14 protein-coding genes are annotated in these 18,534 nt (G+C 61.0%); 11 read left to right on the forward strand and 3 right to left on the reverse strand.

Going from position 1 to position 18,534, the window contains the following annotated elements:
* Positions 1 to 216 precede the first annotated feature (216 nt).
* From NKJ88_RS26360 to NKJ88_RS26370, 3 genes are all read left to right on the forward strand, one after another.
* Complete coding sequence (locus tag NKJ88_RS26360) at positions 217 to 2,931, forward strand: ABC transporter transmembrane domain-containing protein (protein ID WP_352446141.1); 2,715 nt, start codon at positions 217 to 219, stop codon at positions 2,929 to 2,931.
* A gap of 34 nt (positions 2,932 to 2,965) precedes the next feature.
* The gene (locus NKJ88_RS26365) at positions 2,966 to 3,433 is read left to right on the forward strand and encodes a cyclic nucleotide-binding domain-containing protein (protein WP_023672144.1); all 468 of its coding nucleotides are present in this window, start codon (positions 2,966 to 2,968) and stop codon (positions 3,431 to 3,433) included.
* A 111-nt stretch (positions 3,434 to 3,544) separates the two neighbouring features.
* Positions 3,545 to 4,396 (forward strand): MBL fold metallo-hydrolase, encoded by an 852-nt coding sequence (locus NKJ88_RS26370; protein ID WP_023824398.1) that lies wholly within the window; start codon positions 3,545 to 3,547, stop codon positions 4,394 to 4,396.
* 1 nt (position 4,397) lies between these two features.
* Here NKJ88_RS26370 and NKJ88_RS26375 read toward each other — a convergent pair whose 3' ends face one another.
* Together NKJ88_RS26375 and NKJ88_RS26380 are read right to left on the reverse strand one after the other, a co-directional pair.
* Complete coding sequence (locus NKJ88_RS26375; protein ID WP_023824397.1) at positions 4,398 to 5,156, reverse strand: polysaccharide deacetylase family protein; 759 nt, start codon at positions 5,154 to 5,156, stop codon at positions 4,398 to 4,400.
* Positions 5,153 to 6,241 (reverse strand): glycosyltransferase family 4 protein, encoded by a 1,089-nt coding sequence (locus tag NKJ88_RS26380; RefSeq protein ID WP_023824396.1) that lies wholly within the window; start codon positions 6,239 to 6,241, stop codon positions 5,153 to 5,155. The genes NKJ88_RS26375 and NKJ88_RS26380 overlap by 4 nt, the downstream gene beginning before the upstream one ends.
* A 74-nt stretch (positions 6,242 to 6,315) precedes the next feature.
* Here NKJ88_RS26380 and NKJ88_RS26385 point away from each other — a divergent pair, with 74 nt between their 5' ends.
* From NKJ88_RS26385 to NKJ88_RS26415, 7 genes are all read left to right on the forward strand, one after another.
* Complete coding sequence (locus NKJ88_RS26385; protein ID WP_502904772.1) at positions 6,316 to 7,494, forward strand: DUF3095 domain-containing protein; 1,179 nt, start codon at positions 6,316 to 6,318, stop codon at positions 7,492 to 7,494.
* A gap of 301 nt (positions 7,495 to 7,795) precedes the next feature.
* Positions 7,796 to 9,136 carry an adenylate/guanylate cyclase domain-containing protein gene (locus NKJ88_RS26390; RefSeq protein WP_352446144.1) on the forward strand — a complete coding sequence of 447 codons (1,341 nt, stop codon included), beginning with the start codon at positions 7,796 to 7,798 and terminating at the stop codon, positions 9,134 to 9,136.
* 151 nt (positions 9,137 to 9,287) lie between these two features.
* On the forward strand, positions 9,288 to 11,183 hold the full coding sequence (locus tag NKJ88_RS26395; protein WP_023672138.1) for an ABC transporter ATP-binding protein: 1,896 nt from the start codon (positions 9,288 to 9,290) through the stop codon (positions 11,181 to 11,183).
* Positions 11,180 to 13,078 carry an ABC transporter substrate-binding protein gene (locus tag NKJ88_RS26400; RefSeq protein ID WP_023692891.1) on the forward strand — a complete coding sequence of 633 codons (1,899 nt, stop codon included), beginning with the start codon at positions 11,180 to 11,182 and terminating at the stop codon, positions 13,076 to 13,078. Before NKJ88_RS26395 ends, NKJ88_RS26400 begins: the two co-directional genes overlap by 4 nt.
* A 2-nt stretch (positions 13,079 to 13,080) precedes the next feature.
* Positions 13,081 to 14,079 (forward strand): ABC transporter permease, encoded by a 999-nt coding sequence (locus NKJ88_RS26405; protein ID WP_023672136.1) that lies wholly within the window; start codon positions 13,081 to 13,083, stop codon positions 14,077 to 14,079.
* Complete coding sequence (locus tag NKJ88_RS26410) at positions 14,076 to 15,257, forward strand: ABC transporter permease (RefSeq protein WP_352446146.1); 1,182 nt, start codon at positions 14,076 to 14,078, stop codon at positions 15,255 to 15,257. Before NKJ88_RS26405 ends, NKJ88_RS26410 begins: the two co-directional genes overlap by 4 nt.
* A gap of 147 nt (positions 15,258 to 15,404) precedes the next feature.
* On the forward strand, positions 15,405 to 15,884 hold the full coding sequence (locus NKJ88_RS26415; protein WP_023726700.1) for a class I SAM-dependent methyltransferase: 480 nt from the start codon (positions 15,405 to 15,407) through the stop codon (positions 15,882 to 15,884).
* Positions 15,885 to 15,899: 15 nt separating this feature from the next.
* Here the strand turns inward: NKJ88_RS26415 and NKJ88_RS26420 are convergent, their stop codons facing one another.
* Positions 15,900 to 17,315 carry an adenylate/guanylate cyclase domain-containing protein gene (locus NKJ88_RS26420; protein WP_023685078.1) on the reverse strand — a complete coding sequence of 472 codons (1,416 nt, stop codon included), beginning with the start codon at positions 17,313 to 17,315 and terminating at the stop codon, positions 15,900 to 15,902.
* A gap of 301 nt (positions 17,316 to 17,616) precedes the next feature.
* On the opposite strand from NKJ88_RS26420, the gene NKJ88_RS26425 reads away from it, so the two are divergent.
* Entirely contained in the window at positions 17,617 to 18,438 is an 822-nt protein-coding gene (locus NKJ88_RS26425; RefSeq protein ID WP_352446148.1) for a hypothetical protein, read from the forward strand.
* The last annotated feature ends 96 nt before the right edge of the window (positions 18,439 to 18,534 follow it).

Genomic DNA, 18,534 nt, shown 5'->3' on the forward strand with positions numbered 1-18,534 from the left:
TCATGCAAGGCTGTTCGACTTGCGGACGCGATTGTGCCGCAAGCCGTTTCGCCATTGCCCGGAGGAGGCCGATTGCATTTGTCCGGACCATCGGCATCCATCCGCCTGGCGCGCAGCTGCCGCTTCGAGATCGTCGTTGGCGGCGAAGACATGGCCAATACACCATTCGCCAGCAGGTGCCTTTACATTCTGCATCCTTCAAACTGACAATCGCATATGGAAACCAGCCTAGCCCGCTATATCTGGACGCACACCAGGAAGCAGCAGCTCTGGATATTGATGATCGTCGTGCTTTCGATGGTCCCGTATTTCATGTCGTTCGACCTGCCGAAGCTGATCGTCAACGGCCCGATCCAAGGCAAGGGGTTCGAGCAACCGGGCGCGACCCTGCCATTCATGCGGTTGCACTATAATCTGCCGTTCATCGGCGAGGTCCAGTTCTTCTCCGGTTTTCAACTGGACCGCACGTCGACCCTGCTTGCGCTCAGCCTTGTGTTCCTCTTGCTGGTCGTCATCAACGGCTTGTTCAAGCTCTACATCAACACTTACAAGGGCCGGCTCGGCGAACGCATGCTGCGGCGTATTCGTTTCGACCTGGTCGATCGTGTGCTGCGGTTTCCGCCGGTTTACTTCAAGCGGGTGAAATCCGCCGAAGTGGCGACCATGGTGAAGGACGAGGTGGAGCCGCTGGGCGGCTTCATCGGCGATGCCTTCCTGCAGCCGGTGCTGCTCGGCGGCCAGGCGCTGACGGCCATGCTGTTCATCATGGTCCAGAACGTCTGGCTCGGAATGATAGCGGTCGTGATCGTGGCGATCCAGATCGTGCTTATCCCGCGAATGCGGCGGCGGCTGCTCGTGCTGGGGCGCCAGCGGCAGTTGACGGCGCGCGCGCTGTCGGGCCGGGTTGGCGAAATCGTCGACGGCATCGGCGCGGTTCACGTCCACGATACGTCGAATTACGAGCGCGCCGACATAGCAGCCCGGCTCGGGCTCATCTTCAAAATCCGCTTCGATCTTTACCAATGGAAATTCATGGTAAAGTTCCTCAACAATTTTCTCGCGCAGCTCACGCCCTTTCTGTTCTACATGATCGGTGGCTATCTGGTCATCCAGGGGCGGCTGGATGTCGGCCAGCTCGTGGCCGTGATTGGCGCCTACAAGGACTTGCCCGGACCGATGAAGGAACTGATCGACTGGGATCAGGACCGGCAGGATGTCCAGGTCAAATATCAGCAGGTCGTCGAACAGTTCACCGTCGAGAATATCATCGCGCCGGAAATCGGAGCACTGACGATCGACGATCCCGATCCGATGACCAAGCCGCTGTCGGCGATCAGCCTGTCGATAGCCGACGATGGCGGCGCAATGCTCCTCAATCGCATCTCGCTCGAGGTCAAGCCGGGTGAGACGGTGGCGCTGGTCAGCACCGCAACAGGGGGAGCGGAGGCGCTTGCGGAAGCCTTTGCGCGGCTGACCTGGCCGGATAGTGGAAGGATCGTTTCGGGCTCCGATGACTTGCTCGATCTCCCCGAAGCCGTGACCGGCCGGCGCATGTCCTACGCTTCGTCGGATGTTTTCCTGTTCCAGGCAAGCCTGCGCGACAATTTGCTCTACGGGTTGAAGCATGCGCCGCTGACATCGGTGACATATGACGGCGCCGCGGCGGACCAGCACCGTTGGAATATCGACGAGGCGCGCCGGTCGGGCAATCCGGATCTCGATATCCGCAGCGACTGGATCAACTATGCCTCCGCCGGCGCCACCGGCCCGCACGACCTCTTTGAAGCCGTGCGCCGGGTGCTCGACGCGGTTCTTCTGTCGCGCGACATTCTGGATCTAGGCTTGCGCTCTTCGGCCGACCTCAAGCGCCACACGAAGCTTGCCGGGCGGATCGTCGAATTGCGTGCGGCGCTGCGAACCCGGTTGGAGGAAGAAGGCCTGAGCGCGCTGGTGGTTCCTTTTGAACCGGGCGCCTACAACAAGGAAGCGACGATCGGCCAGAACCTGCTCTTCGGCGCTGCGGCCGGCCCCGAACTGGCTCACAAGGCACTGGCGTCCAATCCCTATTTTGCTTCCGTGCTGAAGCAAGCCGGCCTCGACCGCACGCTCTACGAAATGGGCATGGAGATCGCCGAACAGGCGATCGAGCTGTTTGCCGACCTGCCGCCCGAACATCAGTTCTTCCAGCAGCTCGCCTTCATGAGCGCCGAGGAGATACCCGCCTACGAAACCTTGCTGCAACGGCTCAAGAATCGCCCCTACGATGCGGTTTCGGAGAACGACCGCGCCATGATGGTCACCTTAAGCTTTGCCTATATCGAGCCCCGGCATCGCTTCGGCCTGTTGACCGACGAGCTGATGAGCAAGATCATCGCTGCACGCAACCAGTTCTATGAAAACCTGCCGGCCGAGCTGCAGAAAGCTGTCGAACGGTTTGATCCTGCCAAATACATCGCCGCGGCCACCGTCATGGACAACGTCCTGTTCGGGCGTGTCGGCAACAACCATCCCGACGCGCCGGACCGTATTCGCTCCATCGTCTATGATATTCTTGACGAACTGGGACTTTATGCCGAGCTTCTGGATGTCGGCCTGGACTTCAACGTCGGCGCCGCCGGCAGGCGGCTGACCGGCGGACAGCGACAGAAGCTCGATGTTGCCCGCGCCTTGCTCAAGCGTCCCGATTTCCTCATTCTCAATCGGCCGCTGTCAGCGCTCGACCAGCGCGTGCAGGACAAAGTGTTGCGGAATGTGCTCGACGAAGCCAGACGCGACGGCCATTCGCCGGCAATTGTGTGGGTGGTGACGAATCCGGCAATGGCGGCGATGTTCGATCGGGTTGTGGTCTTTGACTCAGGCCAATTGGTGGAAGACGGAACACACGAGACACTCTTGGCGGGAAACGGTATCTTCAAGGAACTTGTGTCATAGTCTGGCAAACGCGAATTCAGGAAGGTTTGCGACAATGCTGCTCAAGGATGAAGTTGGAATGCTGCAACGCGTTCCCTTGTTCTCTGGCATCGAGCCGACAAAGCTCAAGCTGCTCGCGTTCACGTCCGATCGCGTGAACTACAGTGCCGGCCAGATTCTTTTCCGGCAGGGCGACGAGGCAGACGCGGCCTATGTCATCCTTTCGGGCAGCGCGGATATTCTGGTCGATTCCGACAATGGGCCGATCAAAGTTGCTGAATTGCTGCCAAATTCGATCGTTGGCGAGATTGCCATATTGTGCAACAGCTCCCGTACTGCCACCGTCAAAGCGGCAAGTGAGCTGGAGGCCTTGAGAATCCGCAAGGACCATTTCCTGAGGCTTATGAAGGAGTTTCCCGAAATGACCATCGAGATATTGCGGGTTCTTGCCGATAGGCTAAGCAGTACGACCGCGGACCTGATCGACGCACGAACGGCCGAGAGCGATTCACAGTTGCACTGAAGCGGCGAGCCGCTCTGTTTCTTTGTTTTGATGCAGTTTCCGGAACCGTGTCACACCTTTCCTGGAACGACTCTGGCAGCAGTTGGTTGGCTACGATGGGCGAAAGGGTGCATGGACGACGATTTCTTCCTTGTCAGGTTTTGGGGCGTGCGCGGCAGCATTGCGGTGTCGGGGCCAGAATTTGCTCGCTATGGCGGCAACACGATCTGCATCGAGATGCAATGCGGCAAGCATACGCTTCTGTTCGACGCGGGCTCCGGCCTGCGGCCTGCCGGCAAGACGCTTCGGGCGGCGGGCGTCACCGATTTCGACCTGTTTTTCACCCATTGCCACTACGACCACGTCATCGGGCTGCCGGCTTTCAAGCCTATTTATGAACGAGGGATCAAAGTTACGCTTTGGTCCGGGCATCTCGCTGGACGCATGACGACGCGGCAGATGGTCGATGAATTCATTCGGCCGCCATGGTTTCCGGTGACACTCGGTGTCTGCAAGGCGAGCCTCGACTGCCGCGATTTCGCATCCGGAGACGTGCTTCGGCCACGCGAAGGGGTGGTGGTCCGAACCGGTAGTCTTGCCCATCCGGGCGGCTGCATCGGCTACCGGGTCGAATGGGGTGGCCGCGTCGTGGCGGTCATCACAGACACCGAGCACGAGCCGGGCAAACTTGATCCGGCGGTGCTCGGCCTGATCGAGAATGCCGACCTCGTCATTTACGATTGCACCTACACCGAGGAGGAAATGGAGCGCTACCGCGGCAACGGGCACTCGACATGGCAACAGGGCGTCAAGCTCTGCGAGGCGGCCGGCGCGCGCGGGCTTGCGCTGTTTCACCACGATCCGGCACGCACCGACGATGAGCTGGACGAGATGGAGAAACTGGCCAAAGACAGATTTGCACGCGCTTTTGCGGCGCGGGATGGCCAGACGCTCACATTTCCAGTCTTGCACAAAAAGCGCTGAGCTATTTTCCGGCGCTGCGTTCTGTCAGTGTGCTGATCGGAAGCCATGCGCAGCCTTCTGCCCGCGCGGTGATCGTGAACAGCCGTTCGAGGAAAAGCCAGGCCGATTCATCATGGACGAGATGGTGGGTGAGCAGGCCGACCGGTTCGCCGCCGCCGAATGCACGCTGCAATTGCGCGACGATGGCCTGAACCAACAGACCATGATCGCGGCAGCCGCGCGTGCCATGCCAATCCATGATGTCGACATTGCTGTTGATGACCGCCAGGGAAGCCGGCCTTGGCGGCCCGAACACCGACAATGCCGCAAATCCTATCGATCCGAGGTCGGGTACCAGGCCGACATCGATCCGGTTCCAGGGCGGCACCAGCATCGGAACCGCACGTGCGCCGTGCAGGCCGGTTACACGCGACAGCCCGCCGGCCAGCTCATCCAGCACCACCTCGCGTGGCCGATGCGCGCCGAGCTCCTGCTTTTTTTGACCCTCGGGCGCATGATTTCGGTGCGCCCAGCCATGAATGGCGACCGTGGCATGCGGCGCGGCGTCAAGCCGGACGACAAGCTTCCCGTCGGTCTGGGCCGGAATGACGGCCAGAGTGACCGGAACCGCGAAGTCACCGGTGAGGTCGAGCAACCGATCGAGCGCCGGCGTCGGATCCACGGCGTCATCGTCGCGCAGCCAGAACTCTGCCTTGCGGCCCGCCCGTTGCCGGTGCGCCAGCTCGTCCACCAGGGGCTGCCAAGTCGGGTCGGATGTCATGACAACGGGATCATCTTGAGAAGTTCCGCAAGACGGGCCTTTGCAGCACCGAGAGAGCGTTCTTCGAGAACGAAACGTCTGGCTTGTGCAGCCATGATGGTTCTTTCGTCATTATTGGCCAGAAGCCTTGCAATGGCGGAAGCGAACGCCGCCACATCGCCCGGCGGGGTGAGAAACCCGGTCTGGCCATGCCGCACAACCTCCGGCACGCCGGCAATGTCCTGAGCCACCACCGGAAGGCCGGCGGCCTGTGCTTCAAGATAGGCAATGCCATAGGCCTCGCCGTAACCCGGCCAGACGTAGATTCCCCCGCGATAGAGGACATCCGGCACGGCGACCGGCTCAATCGCGCCAAGCCATTCGATACGGTCGGCGGGCAAGCCGGCGAATTGCGCCTTTACCTCGTCACGGGCAGGTCCGTCCCCGACGACCGACAGCGTCCAGGGGAGGTGGCCGATCAACCCGAGCGCCTGCGCCAGCATGCGATAGCTCAAGACCTTGTCGCCCGGGCGCATCATGGCCACGGTCACGAGGCGCGTCGGATAATCCAGTACCGGCATTTCGTGGAATGCCGATGTGTCGATGAAGGGTGAAAGCATACCGAGAGCGGCGTGGGGAACAGCATCCGCCAGCCCCTGGCGATCCCTTTGCGTGAAGCAGATGTTCAGCGCCGCCTGCTCGATGGCTCGCGCCACCAATGCCTGGCTATCGGCCCACGAACCGGCGTTGCGCCGTTCGGAATAGGAGGCTTCGGCCGTCACATAGGGGACGGCAAAGGCCAACGCCAGCTCGGGCCCGATCAGGTCGGGCGCCTTGTAGTAGGGATGATAGGAGAACCAGAGATCGGGCTTGCCTTCACGGTCCCAAAGCCTTGTCAGTCGCGCGGCTTCGTCCCGGGCCTCGATCATGAGCGCATCGAAACTTTTCGGTTCCGGCTGGCGTAGATAGAAGCGCAACTCCGATGCCAGTTCGACGCTATGCCCGCCATGCTGCAGCGCCCGGACCAGCATCCGTGCCATCTGGCGGTCGCCGGAGACAACGGGATGATTGGGCGACTTCAGCGGGGCGTAGAAGGCAATTCGCATCGCGCGATCCTATCATCGCAAAGCCTGCCCAAGTCAATTTCGAGGCGTGATCGACTTCACCTTCAAGCGCTGGAATGTGCTATCTGATGCTTATGGAAACAGCTGTCGCGTCCGACCCGTTCGTCGCTTCTTTGCCGGTCTTCGCAAAGTTCGAAAGCGTTGCCGATATCGACAACTATCGGCCTCTCCCCGATGGCTGGGCGCTGGCCACCGCCGACATCGTCGGCTCGACCAAGGCGATCGAGGCCGGGCGCTACAAAATCGTCAATATGGCCGGCGCCAGCGTCATTTCGGCGCTTCTCAACGCGCTGGGCCGGCAAGATCTTCCCTTCGTCTTCGGCGGCGACGGCGCGCTCGTGGCGTTTCCCGGCTCGGCGCTGGAGATCGCCCGTATCGCGCTGGCTTCTGTCCAGAGATGGGTGGCGGACGAACTGGACCTGACCTTGCGTGCCGCAATCGTGCCGATAAAGGACATAAGAGCGCAAGGCCTCGACGTTCGCGTGGCGAGGTTCCAGGCCTCCGAAGCAGCCTTCTATGCCATGTTCGCCGGCGGTGGCGGCAGTTGGGCGGAAGCCGAAATGAAAGCCGGGCGCTACCGCGTCGACCCCGCCCCGGCCGGCGCGCGGCCGGATCTGACCGGCCTCTCCTGCCGCTGGAACCCGATCGAAGCCCGGCATGGCGAAATTGTCTCGATCATAGCCGTGCCCGGGGCATCGCGCGACTTGCGTGGTTTCCAGTTTCTGGCTTCCGACATCATCACCCTTGCCGGCAGGCAGGAGCGCGATGGCCACCCGGTGCCGGTGGACGGTCCGGCCTATAGTCTCTTGCCCGCCGGTCTCAATGTCGAGGCACGGGCCACGGCGCCGCCGGGGCGGCGGTGGCTGGCCAAGCTGTGGGTGATCTTCCTGATGACGCTTACGGCCGTCACCGACAAATTGGGCTGGACGATCGGCGGTTTCGATCCGAAGGTCTACAAGCGCGAGGTGGCCAGCAATTCGGATTTCCGCAAGTTCGACGACGGCTTGAAGATGACTATCGACGTCGACGCGGATGTGTTGCAGCGGATCGAAAACCGGCTGAAACAGGCGGAAGAGGCCGGCATCTGCAACTATGGCCTGCACCGCCAGAAGTCGGCCTTGATGACATGCCTCGTCATCTCGCCGCTGCAGCGCGATCATGTTCACTTCATCGATGGCGCCGCCGGCGGCTATGCAATGGCTGCCGCAAGCCTGAAGGCGAAGGCGCCGGTCTGATGACGGCGGGGAATCGATGTTCAGCAATGCGCCTCGGCCATGGTTCTTGAGACCCGGCGAGCCCGACGGTGCCTGAGAAGGCCAATTATTTGCGCGATGTCAGGATCGGGATTGCACTTCGCCGGCAGCCTCGCCACATAGTGTTGCAGGTGATTTGTGCGGTCGACGTCTGCTTGCTTCCTGCAAGGACAGTCATTCGGGATATTCTTCGCCGGCTTCTGCCCCCGAAGCCGGCTTCATTGACTTCGAGAATTTTGCGGATCAAAGGAGATGGCTCGTCTTCGACGGGTTTCGAGATAGCATGAGCACAGCGCAAGCAGAAATTTCCAACATTCTCATGGATAAGGTTGCCGATTGGCTGACCCAGTCGGCGCTGGCGGGCGACGACCTGGAAACATTGGTCAAGGGCTTTTGTGAACGGCTGGCTGCTGCCGGCCTGCCGCTGAAGCGGGTGCATTTGAGCTTTTCGATGCTGCATCCGCTTTATGACGCGCTCGGTTTCACCTGGATTCGCGGCCAAGGCCTGGAAGTGGAAGGCTTCCGGAGTGAGAACGGCGTCCATTCCGACAGATTCCTGACCAGCCCATACTACCATCTGCTCAGCAACAAGCTCGACCATCTGCGGCGCCGGCTCGACCCGTCGGTGCGGTCGGAGTTTCCTGTTTTCGATGAGCTCAGGCTTATGGGCGTCACCGATTACATGGCTTTCGTCCATCCCTTCAACGGCGATACAAGTCAGGGCATGTTGGGGTCCTGGTCCACCGACAGTGCTTCAGGCTTCAGCGACAGCATGATTTCGGCGCTGCTGCGGATCCAGAACCATCTCGCCATTGCAAGCAAGATGGCGGTGCTCACCAAGCTCGCCGACAACATGATGACCACGTATCTCGGCGGTGACGCCGGCAGGCGCGTGCTGGACGGCCAGATCAAGCGCGGCGAGGGCGACACAATCCGGGCCGCGCTGGTGATGGGCGATATGCGCGGGTCGACAAGGCTCGCCGAAACCTCCGGCCGCGAAGTCTATATCGATACGCTGAACCAGTTTTTCGATGCCATCGCAGCACCTTTCAATCGCAAAGGCGGGCAGATCATGAGTTTCCTGGGGGATGGATTCATTGCCGTCTACCCCTGCGAAAGGCACCGGGCGCAGTCAGAGATCGCCTGCCAGGCTGCTCTTGCGGCTGCGCACAAGGCCAGCATGCGCATGATGGAGCTCAATCTGCGCAGAAAAGAGCAAGGACTGGGCGACATAAAATTTGGTATCGGCCTGCATGTCGGCAATGTGATGTTCGGCAATGTCGGGCTTACCGACCGACTCACATTCTCCGTCTTCGGCTCGGCTGTAAACGAGGTCCAGCGTCTCCAGACCCTGACCAAGAAATATCCGCACAGCGTTCTCGCCAGCAAGGACTTCGCCGGCTATTGCGGGGCCAACAGCTGGCTGACGCTCGGCGATGAGGAACTGGCGGGCAGCAAGCAGAAGCTGACGGTGCTTTCACCCGATCTGTCGGGTGCTCTCGCACTCGATGAAGACGCTGCGCTGCAGCCGTTTCACGATCGGATATCGGACGCCGAGCAGGTCATGCTGCTTCATCGCGATGCCGCGCGGCTGTCGGCGGGCGACCGGAGGAAGCTCCAGTAGTCACCACCATCCGATCTGGACGCCCTGGTATGCTGTCCGGCCGCCGGTCGCCGGGGAATTCGTTTCGAATCCAAGTTGCTCTGCGCTGACAATGCGCTAGTCTTGCTTTTTGGGGCCGGTCGGGAGGCGCCAGATTGGGGCTGGTGTGGGAATGGATGCAGGCGTTGATCTGCTGCGGATCGAGGATGTTGGCATCTCTTTTGCCATTGTCGGGGGACCGTTGCATGCCGTCAGGCGGGCAAATCTTCGCGTCCTGCCCGGCAAGGTCACCGCACTTGTCGGTGAGTCCGGTTCCGGAAAATCGGTTCTCAGCCAGGCCGTGATGGGCATCTTGCCGAACACGGCCCATGTTCGCGGCCGTATCCTGTTTTCCGATCCCAAAAAGCCCGGCACGACGCAGGATATCCTGCAGATGCCGCGAGACGGACCCGAAATCCGGGCGTTGAGAGGCAGCCGCATCGGCAAGATCTTTCAGGAGCCGATGACATCGCTGTCGCCGCTGCACACGATCGGCAACCAGGTCAGCGAATCCCTGCAGATTCATACGCACATGGATCGGACGGAGCGCAAGGCACGGACCGAGGAAATGCTCGGCCTCGTCGGGTTTCCCAATCCCAAGCGCGCCTACGACATGTATCCATTTGAACTTTCGGGAGGATTGCGGCAACGCGCTATGATCGCCATGGCGCTTATCTGCCGGCCCGCTCTGTTGATCGCCGATGAGCCGACGACGGCGTTGGACGTCACCATCCAGGCGCAAATCCTGCAATTGCTTCGTGGGCTCCAGACCAAGCTCAACATGGCAATGCTGCTGATCACGCACGACCTCGGCGTGGTCGCCAATGTCGCCGACGAGGTGGTCGTCATGTACCATGGCGAGATCATGGAAGCAGGCCCTGTGGAGGCAATATTCCGCCGGCCAGGCCACCCTTACCTGAAGGGCCTCATGGCAGCCGTTCCGCATTTCGACCTGAAGCCTGGCGAAAGACTGAAGGCGCTCCGCGAGGTGCCGGTGAATGTCGGGACCCTGCTGGGCAAGCAGACGGCGCCGGAAGCGAAGGGGCCGGACGACATTCTGCTGTCGGTCAGGGATCTGAAAAAGGTCTACACCATCCGCAACTCCGGATGGTTCAGCGGGAGCCATCAGACCTCTGTTCGCGCCGTGGACGGCGTCAGCTTCGACATCAGGCGAGGTGAGTGCCTGGGCCTGGTTGGCGAAAGCGGTTGCGGCAAAACCACCGTCAGCAAGATCCTGATGCGGGCCGTCACCCCTACCGGCGGCTCCGTGATCTTCAACGGCCGCGACGGACCGATCGACGTCCTGGAAGCCGAGGGAGACGCCCTGCGCTTGCTGCGGGCGAAACTCCAGATGGTTTTCCAGGATCCGGTCTCGTCGCTTTCGCCTCGCATGACCGTGGAAAACATCTTGAGCGAGCCGCTGGAAATCCATCAACGTGGCAATGCCGCGTCCCGGCTAGCCACGGTCAAGAGCCTGATGCAGGCAATCGGGCTCGATCCGCGCTTCATCCAGCGCTATCCCCACAGCTTCTCCGGCGGGCAGCGTCAGCGTATCGGCATTGCGCGCGCCTTGGCGCTGGGGCCTGAACTGCTGATCTGCGACGAGCCGGTTTCGGCGCTCGATGTCTCCGTGCAGGCGCAGATCCTGAACCTTCTGAAGGACCTGCAGAAGGAACTGGGCCTGACCTACCTGTTCATATCCCACAATCTGGCGGTGGTGGACTACATGGCGGACCGCATCGCGGTGATGTGCGGCGGGCGTATCGTCGAGCTTGCACCGCGCGAAATTCTGCTCAGGAAACCGATCCACCCCTACACGCGCTCGCTGCTCGCCGCAGTCCCCTTCCCCGATCTCGACCGGCCGATGGATTTCAAGACGCTGAAGCTCGGCGGCGCTTCCGACACCAGCGCATGGGGCCCGCAATTCCGCGACGAGGGCGAAGAGGATATGCTGTCGCCGCTCGATCTCGGCGGCGGCCATCTCGTGCTGGCCCGACGTTCGGCCGATGTCAGCGAGTTACGCCATTGATCAGCCGCCGCACTGTCCTTGGTCTCATGGCTTCGGCATTTCTGCCGGGCACGGCGCGCGCCGGCGATCTGGAGCCGGATTTTCTTCAGCCGCAGCTGAAAGCCAGGGCTCTGCCGCCACTCGCGGAGCGCCTGCCCAAAAGCCCGCGCGCGTTGAACCTCGCGGCGATGGGCCGGCAGCCCGGCCAGTATGGCGGCACGCTGCGTACGATCATCGGCAGCCAGAAAGATATCCGGATGATGACGATCTACGGGTATTCCCGGCTGGTCGGCTATGACGAGAAGCTTAACTTTCAAGCCGACATTCTCGAAAGTTTCGACGTAAAGGACGATCGCGTCTTCACGTTCAAGATTCGGGAAGGCCATAAATGGTCAGACGGCAGCCTGCTGACGCCGGAGGATTTTCGTTATTGCTGGGAAGATGTCTGGCTGAACGATGAGCTTTCGCAAGGGGGGCTCGCCCCTGCCCTGCTGGCGGACGGCAAGCCGCCACGTTTCGAGATCGTCGATCCGTTGACGGTCCGCTACAGTTGGGACGCGCCCAATCCCGACTTCCTGCCCAAACTTGCCGCTGCTTCGCCGACACCGCTTGTTTTGCCGGCCGCCTATCTCAAGCAGTTCCATAAGAAATATCAGGATCCATTCCGGCTCGCCGGCCTGATGAAGGAGAACCGGACCGCAAAATGGACGCTCCTGCACATCCGCATGTCGCGGCAGTATCGCCCGGAGAACCCGGATCTGCCGACACTCGACCCTTGGCAGAACCGGACCAAGCCGCCGGCCGAGCAGTTCATCTTCGAGCGCAACCCGTTCTTTCATCGAACAGACGAGAACGGCCGGCAACTGCCCTATGTCGACCGGATCATCATGAATGTCAGCTCGTCGGCGATCATCTCCGCCAAGACCGGTGCGGGCGAGAGCGACCTGCAATGCATGGGAATCGACTTCAGCGATTACTCCTTCCTGAAGGACGCGGAGAAGCGCTACCCGGTGAAGATGCATCTGTGGAAACGCACACAGGGTTCGCGGCTGGCGCTCATGCCCAATCTGAATTGTGCCGACCCGGTGTGGCGCGGCCTTTTGCGTGACGTGCGCGTGCGCCGCGCACTTTCGCTCGCTGTGGACCGGCGCGAGATCAACATGGCCGTCTTCTACGGATTGGCGCAGGAAAGCGCCGACACGGTCTTGCCGGAGAGCCCGCTCTACCGGCCGGAATTCGCGAAAGCCTGGGTCGCCCACGATCCCGACCAGGCCAATGCACTGCTTGACGAGGTCGGGCTTCAGGCCCGTGACGATGACGGCCTGCGGCTACTTCCCGATGGACGCCCGGCGCAGATCATCGTGGAAACGGCCGGCGAAAGCACGCTGGAAACCGATGCGCTCGAACTCATCACCGATCACTGGCGCAAGATCGGCATCGCTTTGTTCATCCGGACTTCGCAGCGCGACATCTTCCGCAGCCGTGCGCTTGGCGGCCAGATCCTGATGTCGATGTCGTCGGGCATCGACAATGGCGTGCCGACCGCCGACATGAATCCATACCAGCTGGCCCCCACCATCGACGACCAGCTGCAATGGCCGCTCTGGGGCGCTTACTATCTGTCGCATGGCAAGATGGGTGAGGCGCCCGATGTTCCTGAAGTGGTCGAGTTGATGGCTTTGCTCAAGCGCTGGAACGGATCGACCCAATCCAGCGAGCGCGCCGAAATCTGGAACTCGATGCTGTCGATCTACACCGATCAGGTGTTCTCTATCGGTACGGTGAACGAAACACTTCAGCCGATTCTGGTATCCTCGCGGCTGCGCAACCTGCCTGACAAAGCACTCTACGGCTACGACCCGACCTCCTATTTCGGTGTCTACATGCCGGACACATTCTGGCTTGGAGGCTCCTGAGCGTGCTTCGATATCTTGTCTGGCGCATCGCCGTGATGGTTCCAACGCTGCTGGTCATATCGGCGCTTGTGTTCACCATCATCGAACTTCCACCGGGCGACTATTTCGACAGCTATGTCGCCGAGCTTCGGGCCCAGGGCGAAGCGGTAGATTCCGACCGCATCCAGATGATGCGCAAGGAATATGGTTTCGACCAGCCGCCGGTCATTCGCTACTTCTACTGGGTGGGCGGGATGCTGCACGGCGATTTCGGCTATTCCTTCGAATATGAGCTGCCGGTTCGCGACGTCGTCGGCGACCGAATGTGGCTGACCGTGCTGGTTTCCTTCGTCACGATCATCTTCACCTGGCTCATCGCCTTTCCGATAGGCATGTACTCCGCCACGCATCAATACAGCTGGGGCGACTACGGCCTGACTTTCTTCGGCCTTCTCGGTCTTGCCATTCCGAATTTCATGCTGGCGCTGATCCTGATGTATTTCGCCAACATCTGGTTCGGCACGTCCATCGGCCACCTCATGGACCAGCAATATCTCGGCGAGCCGATGAGCTGGGCCAAGGCGAAGTCGATCCTCGCCCATCTCTGGATCCCGGTCCTGATCATCGGCACCGGCGGCACGGCGAGCATGATCCGGCGGCTGCGCGCCAATCTGCTCGACGAACTGCACAAGCAATATGTCGTTACGGCGCGCGCCAAGGGCCTGCATCCGTTCAAGGCGCTGGTCAAATATCCGCTGCGCATGGCGCTCAATTTCTTCATTTCCGACATCGGCTCGATCCTGCCGGCCATCATCTCCGGCGCTGAGATCACGGCTATCGTTTTGTCTTTGGAAACGACCGGGCCGATGCTGATCAAGGCGCTGCAAAGCCAGGATATGTATCTGGCAGGGTCATTCCTGATGTTCCTTGCCTTCCTGACGGTTATCGGCGTGCTGATTTCCGACCTGGCGCTGGCGCTGCTTGATCCACGAATTCGTTTGCAGGGTGGCAGCACCAAATGAAGCAGGACTCGCCGCTGCCCGCTCCGGGTGCTCCACTGCAACACTACATTTCCGGCGCGCCCTTCGACCTGCAGTCGGTCGAGGCGATGACGCAGGAGCAATCGAAGGTCTTTCAGGCATCGCAGTTGCGGCTGATGTGGTGGAAATTCCGCAAACACCGGCTTGCGCTTATATCCGGCATATTCCTGGCAGTGCTGTATTCCGGGATACTTATCTGCGAGTTCCTGGCGCCCTACAATCTGCACTCGCGCAACATGGACTACATCTATGCGCCGCCGCAGCACGTGCACCTGTTCCACAATGGCGAGTTCGTCGGGCCGTTCGTCTATGGCCGCCAGATGACGCTGGATATGGACACGCTCAAGCGGAACTACATCGAGAACCACGACGACGTTCAGCGGCTCCGTTTCTTCTGCCAGGGCGACACTTATCGGTTCTGGGGGCTGATCGAAGGTGACAGGCATTTTGTCTGTCCTGCCGAAAACGGGCAGCTGTTTCTGGCCGGCACCGACAGGCTGGGGCGCGACGTGCTCTCGCGCATGATCTATGGCGCACGCATTTCACTGACTATCGGCCTCGTCGGCATCAGTTTCAGCTTCCTGCTCGGCATCGTCATCGGCGGACTGGCCGGCTATCACGGCGGTATCTTCGACTTGATCGTCCAACGGATAATCGAAGTCCTGCAATCGATTCCCAGCATTCCGCTATGGCTGGCCCTGGCGGCGATCATGCCGATAACGTGGAGTCCGATCCTGATCTATTTCGGCATCACCGTCATCCTCGGGCTGCTCGACTGGACCGGACTGGCGCGCGCCGTGCGTTCAAAGCTTCTGGCCTTGCGCGAGGAGGATTACGTTCTGGCGGCGCAATTGATGGGCGCCGGAAGCAGCCGCATCATCAGGCGGCATCTCATTCCCGGCTTCATGTCGCATCTGATCGCGACGGCGACGCTCTCCATCCCTGGCATGATCCTGGGCGAAACGGCGCTGAGCTTCCTCGGGCTCGGCCTGAGAGCGCCGATCACCAGCTGGGGCATCCTGCTCACCGAGGCGCGCAGCGTCAGCGTGATCGCGTTCTATCCATGGCTGCTTTTGCCGATGCTGCCCGTCATCCTCGTCATCATGGCGTTCAACTTCCTCGGCGACGGCTTGCGGGACGCCGCGGACCCCTACAAGTGATATCGCTGTTCCACCGCGCGGCCTGCCGAACACTCCACCCGGTATGACGCTTGTCGGCGGCCGGTTGCGTTATTGCAGGGTTCGTCGTTCGCCTTTATATGCAGCAAGCCTCGATCGGGGCTGCTGGTTCAGGACACACAATCGCATATGAGTCGCCTCGATAATTTCATCAGCAGGATGACCGCGCAGCGCGACATTCTCAATCGAATCTGCCCCGAGGTGGCGAAGATGGAGGGGCTTGTGCTTGAGCTCGGCCTCGGCAATGGCCGGACATTCCACCATCTGCGCGAGCTTCTGCCCGGGCGCCGGATAGTGGTGTTCGACCGCGAAGTTGGCGCGCACACTAGCTCAATTCCCGAAGCTGAAAACCTCGTGCTCGGCGAAATACGCGAGACGGGCCGCAAGTTCATTGGCATCGAAGCCGCCCTTGTTCATGCCGACATTGGCACCGGCTATGACGATCGCGATGCAGTGACCGCTACCTGGCTTCCCGATCTGATTGCGAGCCTGCTTCGCGTCGGCGGCTTCGCGGTCAGTGGCACGCCGCTCGATCACCCGCTGCTGCAACAGCTCCCGGCGCCCACTTCGGAGCCCGCCGACCGTTATTTCCTCTGCAAGCGCGTGTGAGCGGTAGAGAACTCTTCAGGGGATCGTATAAACCGCAATCTCCCGCTCGATGCCGCGCAGCGAGACCTCGTGCGGCACGGGCGTCAGCGCGTTCCTGTGCAACAGATCGGCGGTGAGATTATCGTCGACCACCGCACGCGTGGCGAAGATCGCCTGTGCGTTGGCGAGGTTCTGGACCCGCGAAGCAATGTTGACCGTCTGGCCGAAATAATCCTGCCGCTCGTTCATGGACACGGCTATGCAGGGGCCGGCATGAACACCGATCTTGAGCAGAAGGTCCTCGCGCCCGCTTTTGTCATTGAGCGCCCGCATGGCGTCGCGCATCCGCAGCGCCGCGGCAATCGCACGGTCAGGCGTCGCGAAGGTCGCCATCACCGCATCGCCGATCGTCTTCACAACCGCGCCTGCCTCCGCCGCGACGATCTCGTGCAGAACCTGGAAATGCTCGCGCACGAGATCGAAGGCTGAAAGATCGCCCACCCGCTCGTAAAGCTCGGTCGATCCGCGCAGATCGGTGAACAGGAAGGTCAGGCTGGTGATCTTCAGGCGCTGGTTGATGTCGAGCGTATCCGTGCGATAGAGATCCCGGAACGTCTGGTTGGTGAGCAGGCGCTTGGCGGTCACGAAGGGCCGGCGCTTGCCCAGGAAATCATGCAATACCGGGCAGGCGATGAAGACCGTCGGCAGCACGCGCGTGTCGGTCCTGTTTTCCAGCGAAATGCGCAATGGGCCGGGCTGCATCTCCAGCGTCTGGCTCTGGACATGGTCGCGGTCGAAGGCCAGAGAGAGGTTTCGCCGCTCTTTTGCCGGTTCGCCCTTCGCGTCGATGAACTGGGCCGAATGCGTGACCGGCTCGAAGACGATGATAAATTGGGGCGGAAGCTGGATGTGCAGAACCGCCTTTTCACCGGGCGCAAGCTCGATATCTTCCAGCGAGAACGCTTCCATCTTTTCCGCCAGATCCTCGTCCGGCAGATCGGCCCCGGACGCCCAGTAGATCTGGCGGTAATATTCCACCAACGGCAGTTCGTGTGGATTGTGGGCGGCAATCCTGCGCACGCGGGGACTGACGGTGAATGTCACCTCGACCATCTCGTCGAGGGTCGGCGAATAGCCCTGGGAGCACAGCGCGCAGGTGTATTCGTCCTTCTGCATGGTTTTCAGCGTGGCGTTGGTGTCGAGCACGCCGCCACAGCCGGGGCACAGAACATTCCAGGAAATGTCGAAGATGCCCACCCGCGCCGCATGGAGAAAGGCGCTTATGGTGCGTTCCTCGTCCAGGCCATGCTTGCTGGCGAAGGCCAGCGCATTGATGCGGCAAAGTTCGCGGTCCTTGCCCTCGGCGATGGTTTGCCGGATTGCGTCGATTGCCTGCGGATCGACATCGGTCGATTGCCGCAGAAGCGAGAACAGATCCTGAGCTTCGGTCATCGTGCAGGCTCCGGAAATTGCGCCGCTAGAGCATGATGCCGAAAAGTGTGAAGCGGTTTTCGGACGACATCATCCTCTATTTCCTGATTTAGAGGCGGATTCAGATTTCAGGTCGGACAGACCTGAAATCATCCGGCTCTAGGCGTGTTGGCCGGACCGATCTTCGACCCGAACGCTCCATCATACTGCGAAATGGACCGTACGGCCATTCGAATGGACAAGCCTGGTGACAGGTCAATTTCCATTTGTTGAATTCCAAACTATGATAGCCCATGGGGCATTCATCTCTGGGGTTTTCTCCATGCCGACACGCGACAACCCGCCGTTTCCGGCGGCCCTGCGCCTTTTCTCGGCGGGGGTCATCATCGTCCTGATCGTCGGGGCCGGCCTGTTTTTCGCGCCCGCGCTGGTCAAGCCGCGCTGGCCCTGGGCCGTCACGCCGTTCAATGCCCGCTTCCTCGGCGGCTTCTACACCGCCGAAATGGCAGTGATGGCGGCGCTGCTGGTCTGGAATCGCTGGTCGCCCGGCAGGCTTGTGCTGGTCATGGCCTTCATCTTCACCGTCATCGTGTCGGCGGCTTCGTTCATCAACCTTGGCTATTTCAACTTCGAGCGCAAAGCCCCCTGGCTATGGTTTCTGGTCTATCTTGCGTCGGCCGCTGTATCCGCGCTGTTCCTGTGGCGGGCAAGGGCCCGCCCTTCTGCAAAAGGCGTGATCTTAAACCCCGCATGGCGCGCCTACCTACCGGTGGAGATGGCGATCCTCGGGCTCTACGGCGTCGGCCTGTTGCTGTTTCCCCTGACATTCGGTGGCTTCTGGCCGTGGCCGATCGATGCCTTCCACGCCCAGGTCTACAGCGCCATCTTCCTGGCGGGTGCCGGCGGCACCTATCTCGTCTGGAGAAGTGCGCCGCGTGAGGAATTGCTGGTGCTCGGCCTGGCGCAGTTTCTGGTTGGCCTGCTTGCCGTCCTTGGCCTCGTCATCACCGACGCCGCCGTGCACCGGATCGACTGGACGGCGGCCGGGACATTGTGCTGGCTCGCCCTTTTCGGCTGGATCGGCATCAGCGGTATCCTCAAACTCTGCGCCGCCCCCCGGCATTTTGCCGCGCAATCGGCATAGGTCGCAGAGACGGCTGGATTTTCAGGTGACGTCCGGTGCATCGTGCCGGGCATATTGCCTCTGTCCTTTGTTCTGACGCAATTCCGGACGGAAAAC

Origin of the sequence: Mesorhizobium sp. M0016 (assembly GCF_040324035.1) — a bacterium.
Classification (GTDB): Bacteria; Pseudomonadota; Alphaproteobacteria; order Rhizobiales; family Rhizobiaceae; genus Mesorhizobium.

Excerpts from the sequence above, each read along its gene's own strand:
- NKJ88_RS26360 (WP_352446141.1), top strand. The coding sequence starts at position 217 with ATGGAAACCAGCCTAGCCCGCTATATCTGGACGCACACCAGGAAGCAG.
- NKJ88_RS26365 (WP_023672144.1), top strand. The coding sequence starts at position 2,966 with ATGCTGCTCAAGGATGAAGTTGGAATGCTGCAACGCGTTCCCTTGTTC.
- NKJ88_RS26370 (WP_023824398.1), top strand. The coding sequence starts at position 3,545 with ATGGACGACGATTTCTTCCTTGTCAGGTTTTGGGGCGTGCGCGGCAGC.
- NKJ88_RS26375 (WP_023824397.1), bottom strand. The coding sequence starts at position 5,156 with ATGACATCCGACCCGACTTGGCAGCCCCTGGTGGACGAGCTGGCGCAC.
- NKJ88_RS26380 (WP_023824396.1), bottom strand. The coding sequence starts at position 6,241 with ATGCGAATTGCCTTCTACGCCCCGCTGAAGTCGCCCAATCATCCCGTT.
- NKJ88_RS26385 (WP_502904772.1), top strand. The coding sequence starts at position 6,316 with ATGTGCTATCTGATGCTTATGGAAACAGCTGTCGCGTCCGACCCGTTC.
- NKJ88_RS26390 (WP_352446144.1), top strand. The coding sequence starts at position 7,796 with ATGAGCACAGCGCAAGCAGAAATTTCCAACATTCTCATGGATAAGGTT.
- NKJ88_RS26395 (WP_023672138.1), top strand. The coding sequence starts at position 9,288 with ATGGATGCAGGCGTTGATCTGCTGCGGATCGAGGATGTTGGCATCTCT.
- NKJ88_RS26410 (WP_352446146.1), top strand. The coding sequence starts at position 14,076 with ATGAAGCAGGACTCGCCGCTGCCCGCTCCGGGTGCTCCACTGCAACAC.
- NKJ88_RS26415 (WP_023726700.1), top strand. The coding sequence starts at position 15,405 with ATGAGTCGCCTCGATAATTTCATCAGCAGGATGACCGCGCAGCGCGAC.
- NKJ88_RS26420 (WP_023685078.1), bottom strand. The coding sequence starts at position 17,315 with ATGACCGAAGCTCAGGATCTGTTCTCGCTTCTGCGGCAATCGACCGAT.
- NKJ88_RS26425 (WP_352446148.1), top strand. The coding sequence starts at position 17,617 with ATGCCGACACGCGACAACCCGCCGTTTCCGGCGGCCCTGCGCCTTTTC.